The organism is Methanoculleus sp. 10 (assembly GCF_913757945.1).
Classification (GTDB): domain Archaea; phylum Halobacteriota; class Methanomicrobia; order Methanomicrobiales; family Methanoculleaceae; genus Methanoculleus.
Genome location: NZ_CAJYDP010000008.1, coordinates 89,100 through 110,697 on the forward strand (window position 1 = coordinate 89,100; position 21,598 = coordinate 110,697).

At 62.5% G+C, this 21,598-nt stretch carries 29 protein-coding genes and 1 pseudogene; 18 read left to right on the plus strand and 12 right to left on the minus strand.

Going from position 1 to position 21,598, the window contains the following annotated elements:
• Positions 1–166 precede the first annotated feature (166 nt).
• Both QZ408_RS10500 and QZ408_RS10505 read left to right on the plus strand, forming a co-directional pair.
• Positions 167–529 carry a hypothetical protein gene (locus tag QZ408_RS10500; RefSeq protein ID WP_292491394.1) on the plus strand — a complete coding sequence of 121 codons (363 nt, stop codon included), beginning with the start codon at positions 167–169 and terminating at the stop codon, positions 527–529.
• A 6-nt stretch (positions 530–535) separates the two neighbouring features.
• Positions 536–2,308, plus strand: a complete 1,773-nt coding sequence (locus QZ408_RS10505) for a ribosome biogenesis/translation initiation ATPase RLI (RefSeq protein WP_292491396.1) — start codon at positions 536–538, stop codon at positions 2,306–2,308.
• 26 nt (positions 2,309–2,334) lie between these two features.
• On the opposite strand, the gene QZ408_RS10510 is transcribed toward QZ408_RS10505, so the two are convergent.
• Genes QZ408_RS10510 through QZ408_RS10525 form a run of 4 tightly spaced genes read right to left on the minus strand, consistent with a single transcriptional unit; the run spans position 2,335 to position 6,171 of the window.
• Positions 2,335–3,531, minus strand: a complete 1,197-nt coding sequence (locus QZ408_RS10510; protein WP_292491398.1) for a hypothetical protein — start codon at positions 3,529–3,531, stop codon at positions 2,335–2,337.
• Complete coding sequence (locus tag QZ408_RS10515) at positions 3,516–4,007, minus strand: chemotaxis protein CheD (protein ID WP_292491400.1); 492 nt, start codon at positions 4,005–4,007, stop codon at positions 3,516–3,518. The genes QZ408_RS10510 and QZ408_RS10515 overlap by 16 nt, the downstream gene beginning before the upstream one ends.
• A gap of 17 nt (positions 4,008–4,024) precedes the next feature.
• On the minus strand, positions 4,025–4,639 hold the full coding sequence (locus QZ408_RS10520; RefSeq protein WP_292491402.1) for a chemotaxis protein CheC: 615 nt from the start codon (positions 4,637–4,639) through the stop codon (positions 4,025–4,027).
• Between the two features lie 11 nt (positions 4,640–4,650).
• Complete coding sequence (locus tag QZ408_RS10525) at positions 4,651–6,171, minus strand: chemotaxis protein CheA (protein WP_292491403.1); 1,521 nt, start codon at positions 6,169–6,171, stop codon at positions 4,651–4,653.
• 41 nt (positions 6,172–6,212) lie between these two features.
• Here QZ408_RS10525 and QZ408_RS10530 point away from each other — a divergent pair, with 41 nt between their 5' ends.
• Both QZ408_RS10530 and QZ408_RS10535 read left to right on the plus strand, forming a co-directional pair.
• The gene (locus QZ408_RS10530; RefSeq protein WP_292491405.1) at positions 6,213–6,398 is read left to right on the plus strand and encodes an antitoxin VapB family protein; all 186 of its coding nucleotides are present in this window, start codon (positions 6,213–6,215) and stop codon (positions 6,396–6,398) included.
• On the plus strand, positions 6,395–6,688 hold the full coding sequence (locus QZ408_RS10535) for a hypothetical protein (RefSeq protein ID WP_292491407.1): 294 nt from the start codon (positions 6,395–6,397) through the stop codon (positions 6,686–6,688). The genes QZ408_RS10530 and QZ408_RS10535 overlap by 4 nt, the downstream gene beginning before the upstream one ends.
• A gap of 471 nt (positions 6,689–7,159) precedes the next feature.
• On the opposite strand, the gene QZ408_RS10540 is transcribed toward QZ408_RS10535, so the two are convergent.
• Both QZ408_RS10540 and QZ408_RS10545 read right to left on the minus strand, forming a co-directional pair.
• Entirely contained in the window at positions 7,160–7,384 is a 225-nt protein-coding gene (locus QZ408_RS10540; RefSeq protein ID WP_365996030.1) for a type II toxin-antitoxin system HicA family toxin, read from the minus strand.
• On the minus strand, positions 7,377–7,799 hold the full coding sequence (locus QZ408_RS10545) for a hypothetical protein (protein ID WP_292491409.1): 423 nt from the start codon (positions 7,797–7,799) through the stop codon (positions 7,377–7,379). The genes QZ408_RS10540 and QZ408_RS10545 overlap by 8 nt, the downstream gene beginning before the upstream one ends.
• Positions 7,800–8,246: 447 nt before the next feature.
• On the opposite strand from QZ408_RS10545, the gene QZ408_RS10550 reads away from it, so the two are divergent.
• Positions 8,247–8,675 carry a nucleotidyltransferase domain-containing protein gene (locus QZ408_RS10550; protein ID WP_292491411.1) on the plus strand — a complete coding sequence of 143 codons (429 nt, stop codon included), beginning with the start codon at positions 8,247–8,249 and terminating at the stop codon, positions 8,673–8,675.
• A gap of 2 nt (positions 8,676–8,677) precedes the next feature.
• Positions 8,678–9,112, plus strand: coding sequence for a DUF86 domain-containing protein (locus QZ408_RS10555; protein ID WP_292491412.1), 435 nt, complete (start codon positions 8,678–8,680; stop codon positions 9,110–9,112).
• Positions 9,113–9,285: 173 nt separating this feature from the next.
• Here QZ408_RS10555 and QZ408_RS14925 read toward each other — a convergent pair whose 3' ends face one another.
• From QZ408_RS14925 to QZ408_RS10565, 3 genes are all read right to left on the minus strand, one after another.
• Positions 9,286–9,528: a type II toxin-antitoxin system HicA family toxin gene (locus tag QZ408_RS14925; RefSeq protein WP_365995999.1), complete on the minus strand. Its 243-nt coding sequence runs from the start codon at positions 9,526–9,528 to the stop codon at positions 9,286–9,288.
• Positions 9,506–9,802 carry a hypothetical protein gene (locus tag QZ408_RS10560; protein ID WP_292491414.1) on the minus strand — a complete coding sequence of 99 codons (297 nt, stop codon included), beginning with the start codon at positions 9,800–9,802 and terminating at the stop codon, positions 9,506–9,508. Before QZ408_RS10560 ends, QZ408_RS14925 begins: the two co-directional genes overlap by 23 nt.
• 301 nt (positions 9,803–10,103) lie before the next feature.
• Positions 10,104–10,268: a nucleotidyltransferase domain-containing protein gene (locus tag QZ408_RS10565; protein ID WP_292491416.1), complete on the minus strand. Its 165-nt coding sequence runs from the start codon at positions 10,266–10,268 to the stop codon at positions 10,104–10,106.
• Positions 10,269–10,686: 418 nt separating this feature from the next.
• Between QZ408_RS10565 and QZ408_RS10570 the strand changes: the two genes are divergently transcribed.
• The 4 genes and pseudogenes from QZ408_RS10570 to QZ408_RS10585 all read left to right on the plus strand — a co-directional run bounded on the left by QZ408_RS10570 (position 10,687) and on the right by QZ408_RS10585 (position 13,361).
• Positions 10,687–10,839: a hypothetical protein gene (locus tag QZ408_RS10570; RefSeq protein ID WP_292491418.1), complete on the plus strand. Its 153-nt coding sequence runs from the start codon at positions 10,687–10,689 to the stop codon at positions 10,837–10,839.
• Positions 10,840–11,055: 216 nt separating this feature from the next.
• Positions 11,056–11,325 (plus strand): annotated as a pseudogene (locus tag QZ408_RS10575) (zinc ribbon domain-containing protein); the annotation flags it as partial.
• Between the two features lie 510 nt (positions 11,326–11,835).
• Positions 11,836–13,236, plus strand: a complete 1,401-nt coding sequence (locus QZ408_RS10580; protein WP_292491419.1) for an ATP-binding protein — start codon at positions 11,836–11,838, stop codon at positions 13,234–13,236.
• Positions 13,233–13,361 carry a hypothetical protein gene (locus QZ408_RS10585; RefSeq protein ID WP_292491421.1) on the plus strand — a complete coding sequence of 43 codons (129 nt, stop codon included), beginning with the start codon at positions 13,233–13,235 and terminating at the stop codon, positions 13,359–13,361. Before QZ408_RS10580 ends, QZ408_RS10585 begins: the two co-directional genes overlap by 4 nt.
• A gap of 87 nt (positions 13,362–13,448) precedes the next feature.
• On the opposite strand, the gene QZ408_RS10590 is transcribed toward QZ408_RS10585, so the two are convergent.
• Entirely contained in the window at positions 13,449–13,769 is a 321-nt protein-coding gene (locus QZ408_RS10590) for a hypothetical protein (RefSeq protein ID WP_292491423.1), read from the minus strand.
• Between the two features lie 13 nt (positions 13,770–13,782).
• On the opposite strand from QZ408_RS10590, the gene QZ408_RS10595 reads away from it, so the two are divergent.
• Together QZ408_RS10595 and QZ408_RS10600 are read left to right on the plus strand one after the other, a co-directional pair.
• Positions 13,783–14,418 carry a hypothetical protein gene (locus QZ408_RS10595; protein WP_292491424.1) on the plus strand — a complete coding sequence of 212 codons (636 nt, stop codon included), beginning with the start codon at positions 13,783–13,785 and terminating at the stop codon, positions 14,416–14,418.
• Positions 14,419–14,423: 5 nt separating this feature from the next.
• Positions 14,424–14,666 carry a hypothetical protein gene (locus tag QZ408_RS10600; RefSeq protein ID WP_292491426.1) on the plus strand — a complete coding sequence of 81 codons (243 nt, stop codon included), beginning with the start codon at positions 14,424–14,426 and terminating at the stop codon, positions 14,664–14,666.
• Positions 14,667–14,891: 225 nt separating this feature from the next.
• Here QZ408_RS10600 and speB read toward each other — a convergent pair whose 3' ends face one another.
• Positions 14,892–15,776, minus strand: coding sequence for an agmatinase (gene speB / locus QZ408_RS10605; RefSeq protein WP_365996003.1), 885 nt, complete (start codon positions 15,774–15,776; stop codon positions 14,892–14,894).
• Positions 15,769–16,146 (minus strand): translation initiation factor IF-5A, encoded by a 378-nt coding sequence (locus QZ408_RS10610; protein WP_292491428.1) that lies wholly within the window; start codon positions 16,144–16,146, stop codon positions 15,769–15,771. Before QZ408_RS10610 ends, speB begins: the two co-directional genes overlap by 8 nt.
• A 93-nt stretch (positions 16,147–16,239) precedes the next feature.
• Here QZ408_RS10610 and QZ408_RS10615 point away from each other — a divergent pair, with 93 nt between their 5' ends.
• The 6 genes from QZ408_RS10615 (at position 16,240) to QZ408_RS10640 (ending at position 21,307) form a co-directional block, all read left to right on the plus strand.
• On the plus strand, positions 16,240–17,016 hold the full coding sequence (locus tag QZ408_RS10615; protein ID WP_292491430.1) for a bifunctional fructose-bisphosphatase/inositol-phosphate phosphatase: 777 nt from the start codon (positions 16,240–16,242) through the stop codon (positions 17,014–17,016).
• Positions 17,017–17,023: 7 nt separating this feature from the next.
• Positions 17,024–17,836: an NAD(+)/NADH kinase gene (locus QZ408_RS10620; RefSeq protein ID WP_292491431.1), complete on the plus strand. Its 813-nt coding sequence runs from the start codon at positions 17,024–17,026 to the stop codon at positions 17,834–17,836.
• A gap of 58 nt (positions 17,837–17,894) precedes the next feature.
• The gene (locus tag QZ408_RS10625; protein ID WP_292491433.1) at positions 17,895–18,611 is read left to right on the plus strand and encodes a DUF169 domain-containing protein; all 717 of its coding nucleotides are present in this window, start codon (positions 17,895–17,897) and stop codon (positions 18,609–18,611) included.
• Positions 18,612–18,721: 110 nt separating this feature from the next.
• The gene (locus tag QZ408_RS10630; RefSeq protein WP_292491434.1) at positions 18,722–19,210 is read left to right on the plus strand and encodes an amino acid-binding protein; all 489 of its coding nucleotides are present in this window, start codon (positions 18,722–18,724) and stop codon (positions 19,208–19,210) included.
• The gene (locus tag QZ408_RS10635; protein ID WP_292491554.1) at positions 19,210–20,196 is read left to right on the plus strand and encodes a homoserine dehydrogenase; all 987 of its coding nucleotides are present in this window, start codon (positions 19,210–19,212) and stop codon (positions 20,194–20,196) included. Before QZ408_RS10630 ends, QZ408_RS10635 begins: the two co-directional genes overlap by 1 nt.
• Positions 20,180–21,307 carry a helix-turn-helix domain-containing protein gene (locus QZ408_RS10640; protein ID WP_292491436.1) on the plus strand — a complete coding sequence of 376 codons (1,128 nt, stop codon included), beginning with the start codon at positions 20,180–20,182 and terminating at the stop codon, positions 21,305–21,307. The genes QZ408_RS10635 and QZ408_RS10640 overlap by 17 nt, the downstream gene beginning before the upstream one ends.
• The last annotated feature ends 291 nt before the right edge of the window (positions 21,308–21,598 follow it).

Genomic DNA, 21,598 nt, shown 5'->3' on the forward strand with positions numbered 1-21,598 from the left:
ATACCCGGCTCGTCACCGGTCTGCCCCATGGAACCGGAGGTACCTACCTTTATAATTGGAGAAGACCCTATAATGTAGTAAATCCGTCGATCCGGGAGCCCGCCCTTCGCCGGCCCGCCGTCCCGGAACGGCCTCCTTTCCAGGAAAGGTTAACACTGGTGTCACGATGAGCGAGAATGCGGTAGCAGCAGAGGTTGATAAGACACGGCCGCGGACACGTGCCGAGAAACAGGTCGAGCACAGAGATCGGATAAAACGGACGCTTACAGCCTGTTTCATGGGCATCCTGGCCGGTGGGCTCTCGTTCTACCTCTCCGGCGCCCCGGACCCGGTGAGCGGGCTCCAGGCAAACGCCATCATCGGCCTGCTCCTTCTCGCGGCGGGCGTCGTCTTTCAGAAGTACGTCTTTGTGCTCCTCCGGATCGACTACATGGAGTTGACCGGCAAGGACTGGTTCTACCAGAGTTTCATGACGTTCGCGCTCTGGTTCATGACCTGGACCATCCTCTTAACCACCACCGTTCTGTGATCTTTTATGCGTATCGCTGTTGTACACCGTGATCGGTGTCACCCCGTCAAGTGCGGCACCGAGTGCATCCTCTACTGCCCGCGTGTCCGGACCGGCGACGAGACCGTCGTCATCGGCGAGGACCAGAAAGCCGTCATATCCGAGGAACTCTGTGTCGGGTGCGGCATCTGCGTGAAGAAGTGCCCGTTCGAGGCCCTCGACATCGTCAACCTCCCCGAACAACTCGACCAGCCGATTCACCGCTACGGCAAAAACGGGTTTGTCCTCTACGGGCTCCCGATCCCCGTCGAGGGGAAGGTCACCGGCATCCTCGGCCCGAACGGTATCGGCAAGAGCACGTCGGTGAAGATCCTCTCAGGCACGCTCGTCCCGAACCTGGGGAGGACCGACGCCCCGGTCTCCTGGAAGGAAGTCCTCGACCTCTACCAGGGGACCGAGCTCTTCGACTACCTCCAGGTGCTCTCGCAGAAGAACGTGAAGGTCGCCGTAAAACCGCAGTATATCGACCAGATACCGAAGGTCTTTGCCGGGTCGGTGCGCGACCTCCTCGCGACCACCGACGAGCGCGGGAGGCTCGGGTACTACATCGACCGGCTGTCGCTTGCGGCGGTCATCGACCGGCCGATAACGAACCTCTCCGGCGGCGAGCTGCAGCGGGTGGCGATCGCCGCCTGCCTCGCCCGGGACGCCGACTTCTACTTCTTCGACGAGATCACGCCCTACCTTGACGTCTACCAGCGGATGGCCGCGGCAGACCTGATCCGGGAACTCGCCCGGGAGCGGCCGGTCGTGATCGTGGAGCACGACCTCGCGATCCTCGATATGCTCGCCGATACCGTGCACATCGCCTACGGTGAACCGGCGGTCTTCGGTGTCATCACCTACCCGAAGGGCGTCCGGGTCGGGATCAACCAGTACCTGGAGGGTTTCCTCCCGGAGGAGAACGTCAGGTTCAGGCCGTATGCGGTGACATTCGATGCCCGGGCGCACGCCTCCGGGGCGGACCGGGAGGTCCTGCTCGCGTTCCCGGCGATGACGAAGCAGTTTGCGCAGTTCTCGCTCTCCGTCGGCGGCGGGGAGATCCGGAGCGGCGAGGTCCTCGGTGTCCTCGGGGCGAACGGTATCGGGAAGAGCACGTTTGCCGGGCTTCTTGCCGGGGTGCTCGAACCAGACACCGGGTCGATGGATACCCGGGTGCGGATCTCCTACAAGCCCCAGTACCTCAAAGGCGACTCGGCGGCGACCGTCGAGGAGGTTCTCCGGCAGACGACGACGAAGTTCGATACGTCGTTTTACCAGCACGAGATCTTAGAGCCCCTCTCCCTCTCGCAGCTCCTCCAGGCGCCGGTGAACACGCTCTCCGGCGGCGAACTCCAGCGGGTGGCGATCGCCGTCTGCCTCTCGCGCGACGCCGACCTCTACATCCTCGACGAACCGAGCGCCCACCTCGACGTGGAACAGCGGGTGAAGATATCCCGGATGATCCGAAAGCACGCCGAGGGCCGGGACGCGAGCACGCTCGTGATCGATCACGACATCTACGTGATCGACATGATCAGCGACCGGATCCTTGTCTTCGAGGGCGAACCGGGTGTCCGGGGTAAGGCCACGGGGCCGTTCGATATGGCGCCGGGCATGAACCGGTTCTTACAAGCGCTCGGGATCACCTTCCGGCGGGACAAGAGCGGACGGCCGCGGATCAACAAACCGGGGTCGTTCCTTGACCGGGAGCAGGTCGCGGCCGGGGAATACTACTATACGGAGATATCGAAGTCCTGAGGGGGTCCGCCGCCCGTTCTTCTGCGTCAGGCCCCGGTCAGCCGGGCGCTCATGGCGCCGACCCATTCTGCAAAGGACGCCCACGCCCCTTCGAGTATCTCCGGTATCCCGGCGGGCTCGCCGGAGGGGATATCCGGCGCCGGGGTCTTGCCGGAGGCGTTGTCCGTGACCTCCGGTTCGTGCGGCACCGGCACGGGGGCGGTTGTGAGATCGAGGGTGGCATGTCCTGTCATCGGCGGGATGTAGCCCACGTTCCCGGGAACGACGAACCAGCACCGCCCGTCGGCATCAATGAAGAGTTTCTTGACGACGCTTGCGCGAATGCCGTCGCCGGAGGTGATGTGCAGGGCGACACCCGACGAGTTCCAGCCGTATATCCCGTTATCGGACGCGATAAGGAGCGTCCCATCGGGTGTTGCCGCGATATCGTTGATGGCGACCGGGAACGGGCTCAGGTCGCCGGCGTCGAGGACCGCCGTGACCCCCTCGTCCGGGGCGTAGTGAAGGACCGCCGTCCGGTTGAAGAGGTAGACGCCCCCGAACGGGTCGACCCGCACCCCGGAGATCCCCCGGACCGGCTCGCCGTCGTCGTGGGTCACCTGCTCGAAGCGGACCTCCCCCGTCCTCTCCCGGAGCACCCGGACGCCGTCGTGCTCGGACCCGATGACGAGCGCGTCGCTTGCGGCGTCGACCACCATGCTCGTGACGGTGTAGCACCCGAGCCCTTCGGGGCCGAGTGGCTTATACCACGTCCAGGCATCGTCGTGGTAGCGGTGGAGGCCCGCCCGCCCGGCGGCAACCCACATCTCGTCTCCCCACCGCGCGATGCAGTTGATGTTAAGGTTCTTGAGGAACTGCTGGTCCCGGATGCTCCGGTATCCCTTCCCGTCCCCGATCTGCAGCCCGTTCGGGTAGCCTATCCAGAGGTGGCCCTCCGCGTCGAGGGCGACCGCGGTCACCATGGAGTCGAGGGGCGAAAGCCGGCCGTAGGCCGTCTCTCCCGGGTACCTTGTATTGACCGAGTGCCAGGTGCCGTTTGCCCCGTAGACCGATATGCCGGTGTCGGTCGCAAATATGACGTCCCCATACCGGCCGTTGATCGCATCCGTCACTCCGGCGGACGCGATCCACGCCTCGAAGTCGGGGACGTCGACGGAGATGGCCGGGGATGGCGGGATGAGAAGGGCTGACAGGACGACGGAGAGGATCAGAGCTCGGTGCATGTCCCGTCCGCTCTCTTGACGATGATGCGGCCCTTTCCCTCCGGCCAGTAGTACACGGATCGCCCGACCCTGCCGCCCGTCTCCTCGTGCGCGATCCGGATCCCCTGTTCGCGGAGCACGTCCCTCACGGCAGTGGTATTCCTCTCGCCGATGTTTAAGGAGTTCGCCGAGAACTCAAACATGCTCGCACCGCCGACGACGGCCGCGACGATCGCAAACTTCGTGCTCCCGAGCCTCTCCATCTCCTCGATGAGGGTGTTCGTCGCGGTGTCCGCAAACTTGCCGGGACGGTCGGCGTTTCCGCGGCTCTCCGGGAGCATGATGTGGGCAAGCCCCCCGAGGGACCGCCTCTGGTCGTGCAGGATGAGCGCGATGCAGGAACCGAGCCCGATCGTCCCCATCGGGCACATCCCGACCCGGAGTTCGCCGAGACCCAGGATAACGGCCTTCTCCTCGCCAAAGAAATTGTTCCCCATGGTATCCCGGAGACCGGCTACGAGATTGGTTCCATCAGGCGTTCCAGCAGGTGGAAGAGCTGGTGCATGAGCCCGGTGTTCGGGAGCATGTAGATGTTCCCGTAGACGGGCGGCGCCTCGCTCTCAAGCTCCGTGTTGAAGATCAGGACGTCGTTCACGTCGCCGGCCACCTGCGCGACGATGGACTCGAAGGCCGCATGCGTCATATCGATGGCCAGCGCCGGAGGAGACGGCAGCATGACGATGCCTAAGAGCTCGGCGGTCGCATCGAGGAACGCCGATATCATGATATTCCCGATCTCGATTGCGGCGCTCCGGTCCATATCGTCGATCTCGCGGTCGGTATCGGTCGTCCCGAGCATCTGGTTCGTCAGCTGGATGACGGTCTCCTGCGGCATGCTGACGACGATGTACCCTCCATCCGCGACCTCGCCCTGGATCTGGAAGACGACCACGGCCGATATCTCGTTCCCTATGTAGTTGTGCATATCGGCGATATCGACAGCGTGCACCTCCGGCACCGTCATCTCGATTGGGCTCGCCAGCATCTGCGATAGTGTTGTCGCCGCGTGCGCCGCACCGATGTTGCCTAACTCCGCCAGTGCGTCCATCTGAATCGGATCAAGTTCCATGAGAATCTCTCCTAAATCATTGTGTTTACGTCGAGCACCGGTACGACGTCGCCGTCCCCGGGGATGGTGATCCCGCTGATCCCGCGGCAGCTGCCGGCAATCCGGGAGAGCGGTTTCACCACCACCTCCTGCTGGCCGTCCACGGTATCGACGGGAATGCAGCATCTCCTGCCGTTGTTCTGCAGTACGACCAGTGTATCGCTCTTCTGTGTCCGGCCGAACATATCCTCGAGGCGATGCATGGGGAGGGTCTGGTCGCGGAGCAGGATCGCCTCGCTGCTGCCGATCCGGTGGACCGCGTCCGTCCTCATCTGCGCCACCTCGACGACGTTGCTGATCGGGATGGCGCACCGCATCCCGTTGATGTGGACCATCATGACGTCGATGATCGCCATCGTCGGGGGGAGCACCAGCTCGAACTTCGTGCCCGTCCCCAGCCCGGACTCGACTTTGATTGTCCCTTTGAGCGATTCGATCGTCTTCTTGACCACGTCGAGCCCGACGCCCCTGCCGCTGATGTCGGTGATCGCCTCGGCCGTGCTGAACCCGGGCTCGAAGAGCAGGTTGATGAGGTCGTCCTTCGCTGCGGCCGCCGCCGCCTCGGGCGTCATGAGGCTCTTCTCGACCGCCTTCTTCCGGAGCCGCCCGGGGTCGATGCCGGCGCCGTCGTCCTCGATCTCGATGATGACGTTGTCCTTATCCCTCCGTGCCGTCAGCCGGAGCGACCCTTTCCGCGGTTTTCCGGCGGCTTCACGGACGCCCGGGGTCTCGATGCCGTGGTTCACGGCATTTCGGATGATGTGCAGGAGGGGATCCGAGAGGCCGTCCATCATGCTCCGGTCAAGCTCGGTCTCGCCGCCCTCGATGACGAACTCGACCTCTTTGCCGTCGTGGTTCGCCACGTCCCGCACGACCCGCGGGAGGCGGTTGAAGATGCGCTCAAGCGGCATCATCCGGATCCCCATCATGAGGTTCTGGAGGTCGGAGACCGAACGGCCGACCATGTTCAGGGCCTCGTCGAACTCCTTGATGCCGTGCTTCTTTGCGATCTGCTCAAGCCTCCCGCGGTTGATCACCAGGTCTTCGACGAGGTTCATCATCCGGTCGAGCCGCTGGATGTCGACGCGGATGTTCTTGATCTCCCGGCTCTTCTCGGCTTTTGTTGCCCGTTGCACCTGCGGCGGTTCGGCCTCTTCTTCCGGCCCGGGCTCCTGGGCCGCCGCCGGAGAGGAGAGGGCGAGAAGGGTGATATCGGTACCGGAGGCGACGGTCCTGAGGGCATCCTCCCCCGCGTCGCTCTCGATGAGGATCTCAAACGACCCCTCAAACTTCCCGTCCTCCAGGAGGTCCCGCGAGGGGGTTGTCGAGAGGACTGTCCCGATGTCCTCAAGGTTCTGCAGGAGCAGCATGGCCCGGACGTCCTTCATGGTGCAGGACGGGTCGACGGCAACCGAGAGCGTGTAGAGCGGGCGGTTGCCGGCCTCACCACCGGGCGACGGAGAGGCGGGGGCGCCGGAGAGCACCCGGTGCATCGGCAATCTTTTTTTGTGGTAGCCCCTACACCATAGATGCCATGAATGCCACAAAGCGCATTGTTGTCAGGGAAGAGGTCTGGGCTGCTCTCTCCAGTATGCGGGAGCCGGGGATGACCTTCTCGGAACTGATAGAAGAGCTGATCGAGCGTGAAAAGAAACGGCGGCTTGTAGAGGATATCAGGCGGATCCAGGAGACCGAGGAACTCGTGGAGATCCCGCTGTGACGTTCGCCGTTCTGTTCAGGCGATCGGCAGCGGATTTCCTGAACTCTCTGCCGGAGAAATCACAACGCATCATCACGGCAAAACTTGCCGTTTTGCGGACAGATCCTTATCCCGGCAGCGGGGGAGATAAAGAACGCCTGAATACGGATGGCATGGAGGTATTTCGTCTTCATATAGGGCGATCGTTTACCGCGCTCTATATCATCCACGCCGATACCGATGGGAACTGGGTCGAGATCACCCATCTGATGACCATCGAGCAGGCGCATAAACGCTACGGCAGGCTCTGATATCCGCGCCACCGCCAGCCGCCCATGTATACGCTCGAGGACGGCCACACCTGCCTCGATGCGGCCAATCCCGCGGCTCAGGACGAACCCGGCAGAAACCATCCCGGAGGGAGCACCCTCACGGTCCGCGTGTGGACCAGAATCATGCCAGCGTGGCGGACAATGTGGCTGCAAGTTGACACTCCCCACGGGCAAACGCCCGGGGCTTGCTCACGCCCTAAGAATCCTGATCTTCCGTCAAGGAAACTGTGCCGCTCGGTACCAGGCGTTCAAGGCGGTTCGCAAAGAGCGAGCCAATCTGTACCGGGATGACGGGCTGATCGTGGAGCGATAGGTCGATGATGTCCGGGGCAAATCAATTCTCCAACAACCGGTTGGAGGTCTCCAAAAGGAGTTCCCCGGCGGCTTTTTCTTCTCAAGCACGTTCACGCGAGTACGAAGTGCATTTGCCAGCCCAGAATCGCAAATCACCTACAGAGGATCCTCGATCTCCTCCCGCTCAATCCCGACCTGCTTGAGAATCTCCTGGAGTGTGCCGGTCGGAAGATTCCGCCCGTGCACCGGAACAGTGACCCGACGTTTCGTCTCCGGATGATAGAAGAGGTGGTGGCTTCCCTTCACCCAGTCCAACACACATCCCTTCTTCCCCAGAATCCTGATGACTTTCCGGGCCGTGAGGGCCGGGAGTTCAGGCAGGGGCTTCGACGGTGAGGGCGTATTTCAGCAGTCCTTCCTCGGTGGGGATCTCCTCGCCCTTCTCCCGGAGGTCTTGGTAGAGTTCGATGGCCTCTCGTGCCCAATCCCTCAAGGTGGGGGTCGACCGGTTCGCTTCAGGGACGGGAGAGGTACGCCAGAGAGATTGCTCAGGCTTCGCCTCACCTCTCATCAGGGCGAGGGTCCGGCGCCCTGCCTCGCATAACTCCCGCATCCGACCGGGCGGAGGCATCCAGGCAAACCCATCCAGAAGCTCCTCAACCTGCTCCTCTGAAACGCCGAGGCGTCCGGCAGCCTCCTCTATCGTGATTACGCCATCACAGAGGTGTTGCAAAACTTCATTCTGCTCCATCATATCGCATCCGACCCATCCCTCTATCCGGGTGAAACTCTTCAAGGAGAGGACCCCTGTACGATTCGAACCGTTCCTTTGCGTTCATTGCGAACGTATTCAGGATATTGTGCAATCTTCCTCCCTTGACATTAAGATTTTGGCGGCGCAGAGATGCCACAAGATAACCTTCAAACCCCGTTCTAATCTCATCCCGAAAGAGTGAATCTGCCGGTTAAGGTTATCCCAATACACCCTTATCGGGTGAGAAAACATCCGCTCGCACGTTCGGCGCACATGCTCCGGCCCGCCGCATTCCGCGTGAGGCCGCGTCGCCAACCTCTCCTGCCGGCTCAAATCCACCCGCGTGGGCACCCGTCAGCGGGAGCGCCAACCTCCCGGTGAGCGCCGCCGCGAGCCGGCCGATCGGGGAAGCCCTCCGCGGCGGGAAGGGGAGGGTCTGCTGGTTGAGCGGGAAAGGATGATATGTGATGCGGGGAGATATACGACGGTATGAGACGGCGCCACCTGCTGGGAGAAGAAGAGAAAGAGGAGGTGCTCCACACCATCCGTACGGTCCTCGCCGGATTTGACGAGGTCGAGGTGGGGTATGTCTTCGGCTCGTTCTCTCAGGGGGATTTCGGCGACGTGGACGTGGCGATCCTCATCAACGGAGAACCCGCCCCGTACCAGGCGATGCGGTTCGCGCGGCGGGTCGAGCGGGAGCTCGAGCGGGGGTTTTTCTACCGCTTTGAGGCTGACGTGAAGGTCCTCAACACCGCCCCCATCTCCCTCCAATACGAGGTCATCAAGAGCGGCCGGCTCGTGTTCTCCCGCGACCGGGGGAGGAGGGTCAGGTACGAGGCGGACGTGCTCTCCCTGTACCTCGACTATGCGGAGACGCTTGAGTGGTTTGACCGGGTTCTGCTCACGAGGGCCTGACAATGGTCCATGATGAAGGGATCCTCGATCACCTCCGGGAACTGGACGAGGCAGCCGGGGACTGGGAGCGCTACCGGGCCATTACCCTCGCCGAACTGAGGGCCGACCGGGACAAACGGAATATGGTGCTGCACGCGCTCCTCGTCAGCATCCAGGCATCGATCGATATCGCGAACCACCTTATCGCGGCCTCCAGCTCCCGGCGGCCCGAGACCTACCGGGAGAGTTTTGCAATTCTCTGTGACAAGGGGCTTATCCCGGAAGACCTCGGGGTCCGGCTCTCCGACCTCGCGGGCTTTCGGAACGTCCTGATCCACCTCTACTGCCGGCTGAACCTGGACGAAGTCTACGGGGTGTTGCAGGATGGCCTCCCGGTTGTCAACCGGTACCGTGACCTGGTCCGGGCGATGCTCCGGGACCGCCTCCTCCCGGAGTGACGGCCGGGGGATCTCGCGCCGCTATTGGAAGAGTGCGACGGGAGATGAAGGGGGTGGGTGAACGATTACCTGGTATACGCTGGAGCACTACCCGTTAAAAACCACATGATGCCCACAGGGCCACATGCATACCGGATGAAAAAGGGGGGGGCATTTTCATACGAAAGGGGGGATTATCTTATTGCGTCGATCAATTCGTTCCGAGGGATTTCAGTTGCTTTTGAAACCTCGTCGAGTATTGAATATAGTGTTCCTACTCTTAGTTCGTTGTGCAGGGGAACGACAACATGAAATTTCTTGTCATCCTTCTGGATAACCATTTGAACGTGGCTTCCTGTTTGTCGAAGGTATGTGTACCCGAGAGATTCGAGGAATTTAACGATCTTGAATCCACTAACAACCGGTCGCCTTGACATTGCGATCAACTTTGAATGTCAATTCAAGATGTTGAGTAAGTGGTTCGGCGTCGATCTCGTCGAGTTCAAGGATGAAGTCGGGTACAGGTTCGGTTGTAACGGTGATCGTGATCTGTTCTCCTGGTCCGATCTCGTCTTCGAAGTAGAGTTCTGTTGCTTCTATGATATTATCGACAAGTTCGCCGATAGTTTCTCCCTGGGTGACGATGCCGTGATCTGTAGCACGAGCGGTCCATCCCTTATCGTAGTAGAATATTTTGAACTCGACTAACATGACATTCACCTCGAATTAGTTGAGATGTGTGTGGTTTGATACAATAAATGTAGTGGCGATACCGGGTCCGATATTTCGAGGGGGCATCGTGTTTGGCCACCGTAAGAGAAAGCAGGAACGAGAATAGTAAAGTTATCTTATGCCAATATTAAACCGCCACGCCGTCCCGGAGAACATGCCTGATGAAGGGATACTGCCGGTGCGCCGCAACATCGGCCCGCGAGAGTACCTTGACCGAGAGCCGCTCACCCGTCTGCATCAGCAGATCAAAAGCAAGTCCGGTGAGGTATTCGCGAGGGCGTTAGTCCTCTTTGGGCGTAACCACAAGGATATCGATATCTGAGTCCGGCCGATCATCTCCCCGGGCCACAGAGCCAAAGAGTATGATCTCTTCTATTGCGTCTCCGCACGCCTCTCGTGCCTTTGCCGCGAACTCGTGGACGATCGGCCGCTTGACCGACGGCATACATCAGAGTAGTTGTGGATATACGGCTATAATGATTACTGCTCCAGGAGATCACGTGTCCGGAGGGAGCCGTATGGAATTGGAGCCCGGCCGCGAGGAGAGCCGGCAGGAGAGGCTGGCCTTTTTCAGTATAACTCTTCAAGATCCTCTTCGGCCAGTTTCAGGGTATACTCCTCGGGCGCAGAGAGTTTTGTCATCTTTTTTGACCGCCCTTTCAACCTGACGAGCACTCTCTCTGCCTGGATCGCCGTACTACGATAAACATAGTGCCGATACCGGGTCCGGCGTTTCGAGGGAGGAGTATCATGTCCGACACCCTCCACGGGCTAAAACCCGTGGCTCTCCTGCACTCCTTAAACCCCGGCGGTAAAACAGAGCGCCGGAAAACGAGCCCGGCCCTTCACCGCTCCGCGACCCAATGCCGCGCGATGAACTCCCGCGCCGCCGTCTGCCCGGCATCAAACGGGGCGACCTCGACATAGTCGAACCCGACGGCGTGCGGCGCGAGGGTCCGGATATCGAGCGGCGTCAGCCCGAACGGCTCGGGCGTCCCGGGGTCGGGAGTCTGTGAATTTGTGGAGATGCCCTTGCAGTATTGCGGGGCGGTGGCGTCCGGTCGGGGATGTCGGAGGAAGCCGAAGTTTCAGAGTCTGGCGCATGAAAGCGACCGACGTGAGCATAGTGATGGTTCTACCTCTGCGGGGCTCGCGAGGCATGAGCGAGAGGGCTCCCTCCGCACGGGGGGAGGTGAGAGCGGCGCCCCTTCTTCACTTGGTGTCAGGAGGCGGGGAAGACCCTGCTGACGATCGGGGTCTTCGAACCGTCCTCAAAGACCTGCTCGTTCTGCGGCTACCAGAAGGCCGATCTGACGCTGAAGGGCCGGGAATGGACGTGCCCGGACTGCGGGACGACCCACGACCGGGACCTGAACGCCGCGACCAATATCAAACAATTCGCACTTGCAAGGCGACGGATCAGCGCCGGAGAGCCTGTGGACCCGCTCCCGGTGGGGAGGGGGATGATAGCCGGGAAGCCCGCTCGCGCAAGCGGGGGGTAGTTCACGCTTGTGGAGATTGGGATCGCTACACCACCAGGCCCGGCGGTGCAAGTCCCGGTCGGTGAAGCAAGAATCCCCAGGCTTTAGCCCGTGGAGAGTGTCGATATATCCCGGGCCCATGCCGGAACAAAGACTGATCTGATACCCCTGTTCAATTCAGAAAGCGCTAAATCGGCCGCCGGTATAGTCTTATTCATGCGCCCCATCGTCACCGGCGGGGCCGGCCAGGGTTCAGAACCTGGCAGATATAGCCGCACCCCGGCGGTGCTCCTGCCCTGTGGCCGGTCGCACAGCGAAGGCACTCAGCCTTCTCGTGCTCCGTCCCATAGGAACGTCGCATCCGGCACAACACCCCGATGTCGTGATCGTTGAACCTCGCCGCCGGGCCGGTCAGGTGAAAGAACTCCCTTTCTTGTGAGGACAAGCATTTTGCTCGCCCCGATCTCTCCCGAACCGGCACCAGCACCTTCTTCCGAAACTCTAAATAGTACACTCCATAGTATATTACTTATGAGTGTCTTCCTCAACCGGGGCCGGGAACTCTCCCACCTCCATGAGCGGTACAGGAGCGACGGTGCAGAATTTGTCGTGCTCTATGGCCGGCGGCGGGTCGGAAAAAGTGAACTGATCGACCAGTTCCTCCGCACCGTCACAGGAATACATCTCGTCGCACGGGAAGAGTCGAAACACCTGCAGCTCCGGAGATTTTCTGCAGACCTGAGCGCCTATTTCAAAGATCCGTTTCTTCAGAAAAACGGTTTTTCTGACTGGGACAGCTTTTTCGAGTATCTTATCCAGCACGCGGCCGATCGTGTCGTGATCGCCATCGACGAATTTCCCTACCTGATCAAGGAGGATCCCTCCCTCCCTTCGATGCTTCAGGAATACTGGGACAGGCGCCTGAAAGAGACCCGGATATTTCTCATCCTGTCGGGATCGAGCATATCGATGATGGAGTCGGCAACCATGGAGTATGGAAGCCCTCTTTTTGGCAGGAGGACGGGGCAGATCCTCCTGCAACCCCTCCGGTTCATCCACGTCCTCGACTATATCGGGGACGTCAGGAAGGCGGTCGAGTTCTACGCGGTCTTCGGAGGGACACCGGCATACATCATGGCCGTCGATCCGGAAGGGGACATCCTGAAGAACATCGAGGAGAAGGTGATGAGAGAAGATTCGTTTCTCTTCAGGGATGTGGAGTTCGTGCTCAGGGCCGAACTTGTCGAACCGAGATACTACTTCTCCATCCTCTTCTCTCTTGCAGGAGGAAACCACCGGATCGGCCTCATCTGCAACGATACCGGCCTTTCCAAGAGTGTCGTCAACAAGTATCTCTCGATCCTTATCGACCTGAAGCTGGTGCACCGGCGCATCCCCGTGACCGAAGGTTCCAGGAGCAGAAAGGGGCTCTACTTCCTCTCAGACAACCTCTTCGACTTCTGGTTCTCGTTCGTCAATCCACATCTTGATATGCTCGAGCGCGGCAATGCCCCGCTGGTTGTGGACCAGTACGTACGGCCGCAATTCGCGCGGTATGTCGGAAAGCACTTCGAGGAGATGGTGATGGATCTCTTCGATCATATCAACGGAGATGGTTTCCTGCCGTTCGTATTCACCAGGATTGGGAGCTGGTGGCATCGCGGGGAGGAGATCGATATCGTCTGTCTCGCTGAGAACCCGTACCGGATCCTGTTCTGCGAGTGTAAATGGCAGGACGGGGTCGATGCCGCGGAGGTCGTTGCGGGGCTGCGGCGGAAAGCACCCCTCGTCTCCTGGCACAACGACCGGCGGAGCGAGTACTTCTGCGTCGTTGCGCGGTCGTTCTCGCGCAGGGCCGAAGGGGAGGGGATCTCTCTCGACCTCGATGATTGTGCGGCGCTCATGGAACGTGGGCAAAGAGGCAGGGAGTGAACTACCTCGCCCTGATTGGGTGGGGCCTCCTGCCATGTCGAGGTGAACAGGACCCCGACCTGCAGCAGAAGTTCACCCACATCGTCGATGTCACCGCAGCACAGGGGGCACCGGTGGCGCTCTAGTTGCAGGGCAGGATTGAGGAAGAGGTCATCCTCGCCCTCCGCTCCCGGCGCGAGAACCGGCCTGAATTCCTCTTTACCATCATCTGGTCAATCGTCGTCCTCATCGCAACCATCCAGCACCTGCGGTTCGAGTATTACCTCGCCGTGAACCTCGCGCTCCTTGCGGCGGTCTTCGCCGCATGGGCGCTCGGTTACGGGCTCGAAAAGACAGTCGCAGCCCTCAGGGCACCGGGGAAGGGGAAAACATTTCCCCTGCCGGAGATCACCGCCGTTGCCCTGGCCGTCCTCCTCACCGGAACCCTCGCCGGAGCATCGGCCGCTGCAAACTTCGGCTATGCCTGGCGCGACGTCGCCTACGTTGCGCTCGATGACGACTGGCGCGACGCTCTCGAGTGGATGAACACTCACACCCCTGACTCCGGTGTGGACTACTACGCAATCTACGGCCGGGACGGCTTCCGATATCCGGCAGAGTCCTACGGCATCATGTCCTGGTGGGATCACGTTCATCGCGCAACGGATCCCGAACACCAACCCCTTCCAGGACCATGTCGATGGGGCCGCCGGATTCTTCCTCGCTACGTCGGAGGCGAATGCAGCCCTAACCGGGGCCGGCTCCCGCTACATCATCACCGACGGCAGCATGGCTGCCGGGAGCTTCCCGAACATTGCCTACTGGCGGAACACGACGGCAGGGGTCGACCCCTACGCGGCCGGGCTCCTCGTCTCGGTGCCGGGGAGAGAGAATACCTACAGCATCGAGTCGTTCTACAAAGAGGCCTACTACCGCACCATGGTACTGCGGTTGCAGGCCTTCGACGGGACGATGGTGGTGCCGTCGGAGGCCCTCTACGTCGAGTACGACACCGCCTCCATTCCTGAAACCGGCTACGCGAGACTGGTCGATAACCGGACACTGTCCCCGGCCGGGGCCCGCGCGGCAGCCGACACTTACCCCGGGCCGCGGTCTTCGGGAGCGACATCCGTACGCCGCCGGCGACCATCCCGGCGCTCCGGCACTACCGGTTCATCTATGAGTCCTCACCCGATGCGGTGACGAACGTGAAGATCTTTGAATATGTAAAAGGCGCCGTTATCCCGGGAGAAGGCGCTATCGAGGTCACGGTCGTCACGAAGACCGGGCGGGAGTTCGTCTACCGGCAGGAGAGCGAGAACGGAAGGTTCATCCCCCCCTACTCCACGCTCGACAACCCCTATGATGTGATGACCGCCGGGAACTACCGGATCGTCGGCGGGGGCGAGGAGATCACAGTGACCGAGGAAGCCGTGATCCGGGGAGAGTAGTTCTCCGGCCGCGGGTTCACAGGTGCCGGGTGGGTAAAACTCGTGGTGACCTGGCGATGGAGGCCGTGATCCCATTTCGTCGGGAAAGAGCAGCGCCTCCATCCGGGTAAATCCTGGTTTGCCCCTGCCCCGGAGTTACCCTCGATCACGGCGATACATGATAGATATCCACTGCTTCGCGTGAACCAGCGGCAAAACAGAGCGCCGGAAAACGAGCCCGGCCCTTCACCGCCCGGCAACCCAATGCCGCGCGATGAACTCCCGCACCACCTGCGCCGCCACCGCCGCCGTCTGCCCGGCATCAAACGGGGCGACCTCGACGTAATCGAACCCGGCGGCGTGCGGCGCGAGGGTCCGCACGACCTCCCGGATATCAAGCGGCGTCAGCCCGAACGGCTCGGGCGTCCCGAGGCCCGGGGTGAGACAGCAGTCGATCGCGTCGGCGTCGATCGAGAGGTAGATCCTCCTCCCGCCAAACTCCCCGAGCACCTCCCGGAGGACGGCGGCGATCCCCAGCTCGCGCACCGTATCGGCGGTATAGAGCCGCGTCCTCTCCGCCGCAACCTCGAACTGCTCGGAATCACCGCTCCGGGCGCCGATGATCACGACATCCCCGACCGTATCAAGGACGCGCCGGGTGACGCACCCGTGGCTGTAGGCCGTCCCGTCAAGCTCGTCGCGGAGGTCCAGGTGCGCGTCGCAGACGACGTAGACCTCCGGGCGGACGGCCCTGACCGCCCCGATCGTCGCGGTGTGCTCGCCCCCGAGCATCACCGGCACCTTGCCGTCGCGGACGATGTCCCCGGTAACGTCGGCCACCTGGCCGACCAGGTCCTCCGGCAGCCGCAGGACCGAGAGATCGCCGAGGTCCGCGACCGGCACCTCACAAAAGTCTACCCCGGTCGAGGGGTCGTAGGGCTCGAAGTTGAACGAGAGTTCCCGGATCGCCCGGGGACCAAACCGCGCACCGGGCTTAAACGACGTCGTGGCATCGTAGGGCACGCCGAACATGGCGTAGCGGGCGTCCTCGTAGGACGCATCCGCATCCGCAAAGTGGAGATGGGCAAGGTCGTGCATGCCCGTCTTCGAGAGCCAGAATACGTCACTCAAGTTTCTTCTTGCCCAGGGATGTTATGTAGGCGATCTCCTTGCCCGGTTCGAGATCGCCGGCCTGCTCATCGGTCACGGTGAGCTCGAACATCTCAAAGTCCTTGACGTCCATGAGCTGGACGGTTGCGCCGGCGATCGATATGACCTGCGCAATCTTTCGCTCCACCACCGGGACGTAGGTCTTTGCCGAGACCGGCTGGACGATCGAGCGCTTGACACCGTCAAAGATCCCGATGCAGTCGATCCGTGACTTGGCCGCCCCGTGTTTTCCGGGCTTGGATATGGCGATGGAGACAATCCTGCAAGGCTCTTCATCAACGACGACGTAGCGCCCCTCTTTGAGTTTTCCAACTTCTGTCTGTTCCTTCATATTGTCTCACTACTCAACAAACGCGTGATTAATGTATCTGGATTGCAGTACATAAATACACCGTAGAACGAGAGGAGGCGCAAAGAGTCTTTGATGGAGTTTATCCGGGCGTGCGACGACCTGGCCGGAGCTGTTTCCGATGCAGTGGCCGGCATGGTCGGAACGCCCGAAGCAGGGAGGTGCGTGAGGATCGGCGCGGACGGCACGCCCACGAAACTGATAGACCAGGTTGCAGAGGATATCGTCGTCGACTACTTCACGCGCAACCCATTCTGCCGGCGCCTGATCAGCGAGGAGCTCGGGTGTGCCGACATGGGCGGGGAGAAAGGCACCATCTTCCTCGACCCGGTCGACGGCACCTACAACGCCGTCGCCGGGATCCCCTTCTACGCACTCTCCATAGCCTACGCGGAAGGCGGTATCGTCCAGGCGGGATACGTCCGGAACCTTGCCACAGGCGAGACGTTCCATGCCGTCCGGGGGCAGGGCGCTTTCCTCGACGGGCGCCCCATCCAGGTCTCGGGGCGATCGCTCCTCCAGGAGAGCGCCATGAGCGTCTACGGCCGGAAGTTCGACCCGACCCGCGTGCTCGGGATCAACCGGCAGATCCGGCGGTGGCGCCTCCTCGGCGCATCGGCGCTCGAACTCTGCTACGTCGGGTGCGGCCGTATCGACGGGTTCATCGACGTGCGGGGGACGCTCCGCGTCACGGACGCGGCGGCGGGGATGCTGGTCTGCGAAGAGGCCGGCGGCACCGTCTCGGACCTCGAGGGGAACACCCTCGTCTTCCCGGACGAGGTATCGGTCGGGCGGAGCCTGGTCGCCACGAACGGGATCCTGCACAACAAAGTCATCGAGTACCTGAGGTAGTCTGGATATGAAGATCGTGCTGGTATCGCGTATCGACGATGCGGATGCGCTCCGCTACACCGGAGACCTCGCCCGGGACCTCGAAGCCCTCGGGCACGACGTCGCCTTCGAGGAGGGCACGGCAAGGCACCTCGGGAAGGAGGGCGTCCCGTTTGAGGAGATCACGGGCGACCTCGTCGTGGTCGTCGGCGGCGACGGATCGGTCCTCCTCACCGTCCACCAGATGAGGAAGCAGGTCCCGGTCCTTGGGGTCAACTGGGGCGAGGTGGGGTTCCTCGCGGACCTGGAGCCCGACGAAGCCCGTGCGTTCTTCGCCGCCAATAAGACCACGTTCCCGGTCGAGCGGCGGCTCCGGGTCAGCCTCTCCGTCGACGGGAGATGGCTTGGCGACGCCCTCAACGAGGCGGTCATCGTCACCGACCGGCCGGCGAAGATGCTCCGGTTCGGCGTCTACGTCGATGGGACGCCGGCGGAACGATTCAGGGCCGACGGCCTGCTCATATCCACCCCGACCGGGTCGACCGCCTACGCCATGAGCGCGGGAGGGCCGATCGTCGACCCGCTGATCGAGGGGTTCCTCCTCGTGCCGCTCGCGCCCTACATGCTCTCGTCGCGCCCTCACATCATCAGCACCGGGAGGAACCTCGAGATCACCCTTGAGACCGAGAAACCGGCGCACCTCGTCATTGACGGGCAGAGCACGTTCGAGCTCGAACGAGAGGCCACGATCACGGTGAAGAAGGCGGACGAGCCCGCCCTCTTCGTCTCTACCGGAAAACCCTTCTTTGAGAAGGTGAACCATAAACTCCGCAACCTCTGATACCTCAAACCGAGATTTTATGGGGGGCGGGGAGGATTATCTCCACAGGAGCACGATCATGGAAGATCAGATGCGCACGAAACTCTCTTACGCAGAGATTGCAGAGACGCTCAAGACGACCCTCAACCTCCGGGGGTCGCCGGTCGCGGTGAAACTTGCAAAGAGCCCCGAAGGCATCCCCGAAGGGGTCAAACCGATCGAAGAGACGGTCCGCCACTGCCAGATGGTCAGCAAAGCCAGGCTCGATGGTGCGATCTTCTACGCGACCGCCGACAAACACGTCTGCATGGGGGGCGGCTGGGCCCTCGGGCTGAAGGAGCTCACGAAAAGCCTCCGTACGGGGGAGTTCTACTACAAGCTCGGCAAGTTCGAGAGCTGGGCCGCCTGCATGCGGACGATCCAGCAGGTGCCCCACGTCCCGGAGCTCGAGACCTACGCGACGGTCTACGCGCCGCTTGAGAAGACGCCGTTTGACCCGCACGTCGTCATCATCGTCGCCGAACCGCGGGCGATGCTGAAACTCGCGCAGGCCACGCTCTACCAGCTCGGCGGGCGGATAGAGTCCACGATGTCGGGGATCCAGTCGGTCTGTGCGGACGCGACCGCGCAGCCCTACCTCACCGGCAGGATCAACTACTCTCTCGGCTGCGACGGCTCGCGCCGGTTCTCCGGCATCGAAGACAACGAACTCGTCATGGGCATCCCCGCCGAGATCCTCCCGGAGTTTGCCCGGGCCCTCACGATCGTCACCGGGGCGCCCGGGTCGGTGCGGTAACCGGCACCGCTCATCCCCGCTCTTTTTACGGCGTCTCCCTCGCCCGAAGGTATAAGGCTTATCTTCCCGGCCGGTCAACCATTCAGCAGGTGGTTTTTTTGCAGGTATCCATGAAGCTCGAGATGAAGGACCAGCCGGGACAGCTGGTCGCGGCCCTCAAACCGATCTCGGCCGTCGGGGGAAACATCATAGCGGTCATTCACCAGAGAGAGACCTCGACACCCGCAGAAGCGCTGGACGTCCAGATCGTCCTGGAACTGCCGGAAGGGCGCCTTCCTAACCTCCTCGAACTCTTCCGCGAGCAGGGCGTCAGCGTCGTGCGCATCGGCGAGGAGCGGCTCCTCTACGAGTGCACGCTGATCATGATCGGGCACCTGATGCACACGGACCTCTCCGACACCGTCGACCAGATCGACAGGACCGGTTCGGCCGAGGTGACGGAACTCTCGCTCGTTATGCCGGCGATCGACGCCCCCTCGTCGGCCCGCATCACCATCCGTTCGACCACCCGGGCGGAGATGAAGAGAGCGATACGGATCCTCCGCGCCGTCGCGAAACAGAAGGATCTCCTCATCATCGAGCCCCTGGAGGACGCATGATGCGGATCGCCATCCTCGGGTTCGGCTCCGTCGGCCGGGGGATCGCCCGGGCTCTCCTTGCAAAAGACCTCGATATCACCGTCACCGGTCTTGCCGACTCGAGGAGCGGCATCATCGACGCCGGCGGGATCGATCTTGCGGCGGCGCTCGCCCAGAAAGAGAACGGCGGCCCCTGCGGCAATGCGGGCGTCAGCCCGGGGGACGTCGTGGCGAAGGCGGAGTACGACGTCCTCGTCGAGGTGACCCCGACGAACGTGGAGACCGGCGAACCGGCGCTGGGCCACATCCGGGAAGCCCTCCGGCGGGGCAGGCACGTCGTCACGTCAAACAAAGGCCCGATCGCCCTCGCCTACCCCGAACTCCGGGCTCTTGCGGAGGCAAACGGCGTCCTCCTGAAGTACGAGGCGACGGTCTGCGGCGCTATCCCGCTCATCCATGCAATGCAGGAAGGGCTTGCCGGGAACACCATCTCACGGCTGTATGGGGTCTTCAACGGCACCTGCAACTACATCCTCACCCGGATGGCCGCAGAGGGCCTCACCTACGAGCAGGCCCTTGCCGAGGCCCGGGACCTCGGGTATGCCGAGGCGGACCCGACCTACGACGTCGAGGGGATCGACGCAGGCGTTAAACTGGTCATCCTCGCAAACGCCCTCCTTGACCTGCATACGACGCTCGACGACGTGGAGAGGACGGGGATCACCCTCCTCTCGCCCGAGGCCCTGCAGCTTGCGGAGGACCAGGACTGCACCATCCGGCTGATCGGCGAGATCATCCCGGGTGCCGGGGTGCTCCGGGTATCGCCGCGGATCATCCCGAAAATCCATCCGCTCGTCGTCGAAGGAACGCTCAACGCCGTCACCGTGGAGGCGGACCTCGCCGGGGACCTCACGTTCATCGGAAAAGGCGCGGGCTCCGCCGAGACCGCCAGCGCCGTGATCGGTGATCTCCTCTACATCCAGAGCAGGCATGTCAAGGGTTCTTGAACGGAGAAAACAGTACCTGCGGCTGATGCGTCAGGTGACGCTCGAGAGAGGCTCTTTCACGGTGGCCGATATCGCGGAGGCCTTCGATACCCCCCGGAGCACCGTTCAGGACTGGGTGAACCGCCTCATCGAGGAGGGGTGCGTCCTCCTCACGGAGGAGCAGCGGGGCCGGCACGCCGCCCGCTACGCGGCAAGCAGCGTGATGCCGGAGAGCGCCTGCCGGCGGGTCTTCACCACCGTCGACGGCGGCGAGGTCGAGATCTACCACGAGTGCATGAGCGGCGGGTGCGCCGCATTCTGCGAGTTCCACCATGCCCGTGCCGGCGGCGCCCTGCAATCGGTCCGCCGGGACGGGACCCTGCTCCGGGAACGGGCGGTCCTCGGGCGGCGGGACGTCGCCGTCGGGCTCGACCCGGCGCCGGCGGTCGGGATCGCCGGCGTCTTTCACGAGGGCGACTACATCCACCAGCACATCAGGTGTATCGGGGGCCCGGCCTACTCGCTCACCGATATGATGTCCTTTGCCGAGGGCGTCTGCGAGGTCATCGTCCGCCGCGAAGGGGCAGTGGTCGAGGGCGAGGTGATCACCCGGGCGCTTGCCTACGTCGCCATCGGTATCGACGACACCGATACCGGGACCGAGGGCGCGACGTTCGCCCTCGCCCTCGCCCTCCTCCAGCACCTTGCAGAACTGGACGGCGTCATGCCGATCGGCCACCGGGTGGCGATGCTCAACCCGCGGCTCGAGGGCCGGACCGCGGGGAACTCCTGCAGTTACATCGAACTTGCGGTGGAGCCCGCCCTGGTCTCAAGGGTCGAGGAGTCCGCCGTGCGGTTCGTCGCCGACGAAGCGGCGTCGGCGGAGTGGGGGATCGCCGTCCGGCAGGGGTTCCGGGTACCGGACGATCTGCGGGCCTACGGGAGGAGCGCGAGAGAGGCGGTGCTCACCCGGGGAGCGGCGGAGGCGACCGCCGAACGGTTCGGGGCCCATCTCCACGGGGGCCGGGGCGTCATCGGGGCGCTCGCGGCCGTCGCGCTCGTCGGGCTCCCGCACGACGTCCTGCTCGACCCGGAGCGGGAGATCGTTCCTGACCCGGAAGCACCGGCGTGATTGTTTTTGCGTGCGGACGATCTGCGGGAGGGATAGGGCGCACCCTCATTTTCGGTGCTCGGGGCCGGGGGGGCCTCACGCGAAGGCATCAGCGGCCTTCAGGAGGCGCGGCATGCCGGTGTCCCGGGCGGGGCGGAAGAGACCTTCACATCCCTGAAGAGCCGACCGATCGCGTGCCGGAGGCAGTCCTTCGCTCACCTGTTTGAGACAGTCCTCAGGAGGTCAAACCATCGACGCCCCTTCCCGAACTTCCGCGGCAACGCGCGAGCTGGTGCATCGATTCCAGATGAA

Bases quoted from the DNA above. Each gene is read 5' to 3' on its own strand.
- QZ408_RS10555 (WP_292491412.1), top strand. From the start codon at position 8,678: ATGGTCCATGATGAAGGGATCCTCGATCACCTCCGGGAACTGGACGAG.
- QZ408_RS10625 (WP_292491433.1), top strand. From the start codon at position 17,895: ATGGAAGATCAGATGCGCACGAAACTCTCTTACGCAGAGATTGCAGAG.
- QZ408_RS10505 (WP_292491396.1), top strand. From the start codon at position 536: ATGCGTATCGCTGTTGTACACCGTGATCGGTGTCACCCCGTCAAGTGC.
- QZ408_RS10525 (WP_292491403.1), bottom strand. From the start codon at position 6,171: ATGCACCGGGTGCTCTCCGGCGCCCCCGCCTCTCCGTCGCCCGGTGGT.
- QZ408_RS10615 (WP_292491430.1), top strand. From the start codon at position 16,240: ATGGAGTTTATCCGGGCGTGCGACGACCTGGCCGGAGCTGTTTCCGAT.
- QZ408_RS10530 (WP_292491405.1), top strand. From the start codon at position 6,213: ATGAATGCCACAAAGCGCATTGTTGTCAGGGAAGAGGTCTGGGCTGCT.
- QZ408_RS10520 (WP_292491402.1), bottom strand. From the start codon at position 4,639: ATGGAACTTGATCCGATTCAGATGGACGCACTGGCGGAGTTAGGCAAC.
- QZ408_RS10640 (WP_292491436.1), top strand. From the start codon at position 20,180: ATGTCAAGGGTTCTTGAACGGAGAAAACAGTACCTGCGGCTGATGCGT.
- QZ408_RS10500 (WP_292491394.1), top strand. From the start codon at position 167: ATGAGCGAGAATGCGGTAGCAGCAGAGGTTGATAAGACACGGCCGCGG.
- QZ408_RS10570 (WP_292491418.1), top strand. From the start codon at position 10,687: ATGCCGCGCGATGAACTCCCGCGCCGCCGTCTGCCCGGCATCAAACGG.
- QZ408_RS10630 (WP_292491434.1), top strand. From the start codon at position 18,722: ATGAAGCTCGAGATGAAGGACCAGCCGGGACAGCTGGTCGCGGCCCTC.
- QZ408_RS14925 (WP_365995999.1), bottom strand. From the start codon at position 9,528: ATGTCAAGGCGACCGGTTGTTAGTGGATTCAAGATCGTTAAATTCCTC.
- QZ408_RS10620 (WP_292491431.1), top strand. From the start codon at position 17,024: ATGAAGATCGTGCTGGTATCGCGTATCGACGATGCGGATGCGCTCCGC.
- QZ408_RS10510 (WP_292491398.1), bottom strand. From the start codon at position 3,531: ATGCACCGAGCTCTGATCCTCTCCGTCGTCCTGTCAGCCCTTCTCATC.
- QZ408_RS10610 (WP_292491428.1), bottom strand. From the start codon at position 16,146: ATGAAGGAACAGACAGAAGTTGGAAAACTCAAAGAGGGGCGCTACGTC.
- QZ408_RS10515 (WP_292491400.1), bottom strand. From the start codon at position 4,007: ATGGGGAACAATTTCTTTGGCGAGGAGAAGGCCGTTATCCTGGGTCTC.
- QZ408_RS10560 (WP_292491414.1), bottom strand. From the start codon at position 9,802: ATGTTAGTCGAGTTCAAAATATTCTACTACGATAAGGGATGGACCGCT.
- QZ408_RS10565 (WP_292491416.1), bottom strand. From the start codon at position 10,268: ATGCCGTCGGTCAAGCGGCCGATCGTCCACGAGTTCGCGGCAAAGGCA.
- QZ408_RS10635 (WP_292491554.1), top strand. From the start codon at position 19,210: ATGCGGATCGCCATCCTCGGGTTCGGCTCCGTCGGCCGGGGGATCGCC.
- QZ408_RS10580 (WP_292491419.1), top strand. From the start codon at position 11,836: ATGAGTGTCTTCCTCAACCGGGGCCGGGAACTCTCCCACCTCCATGAG.
- QZ408_RS10550 (WP_292491411.1), top strand. From the start codon at position 8,247: ATGAGACGGCGCCACCTGCTGGGAGAAGAAGAGAAAGAGGAGGTGCTC.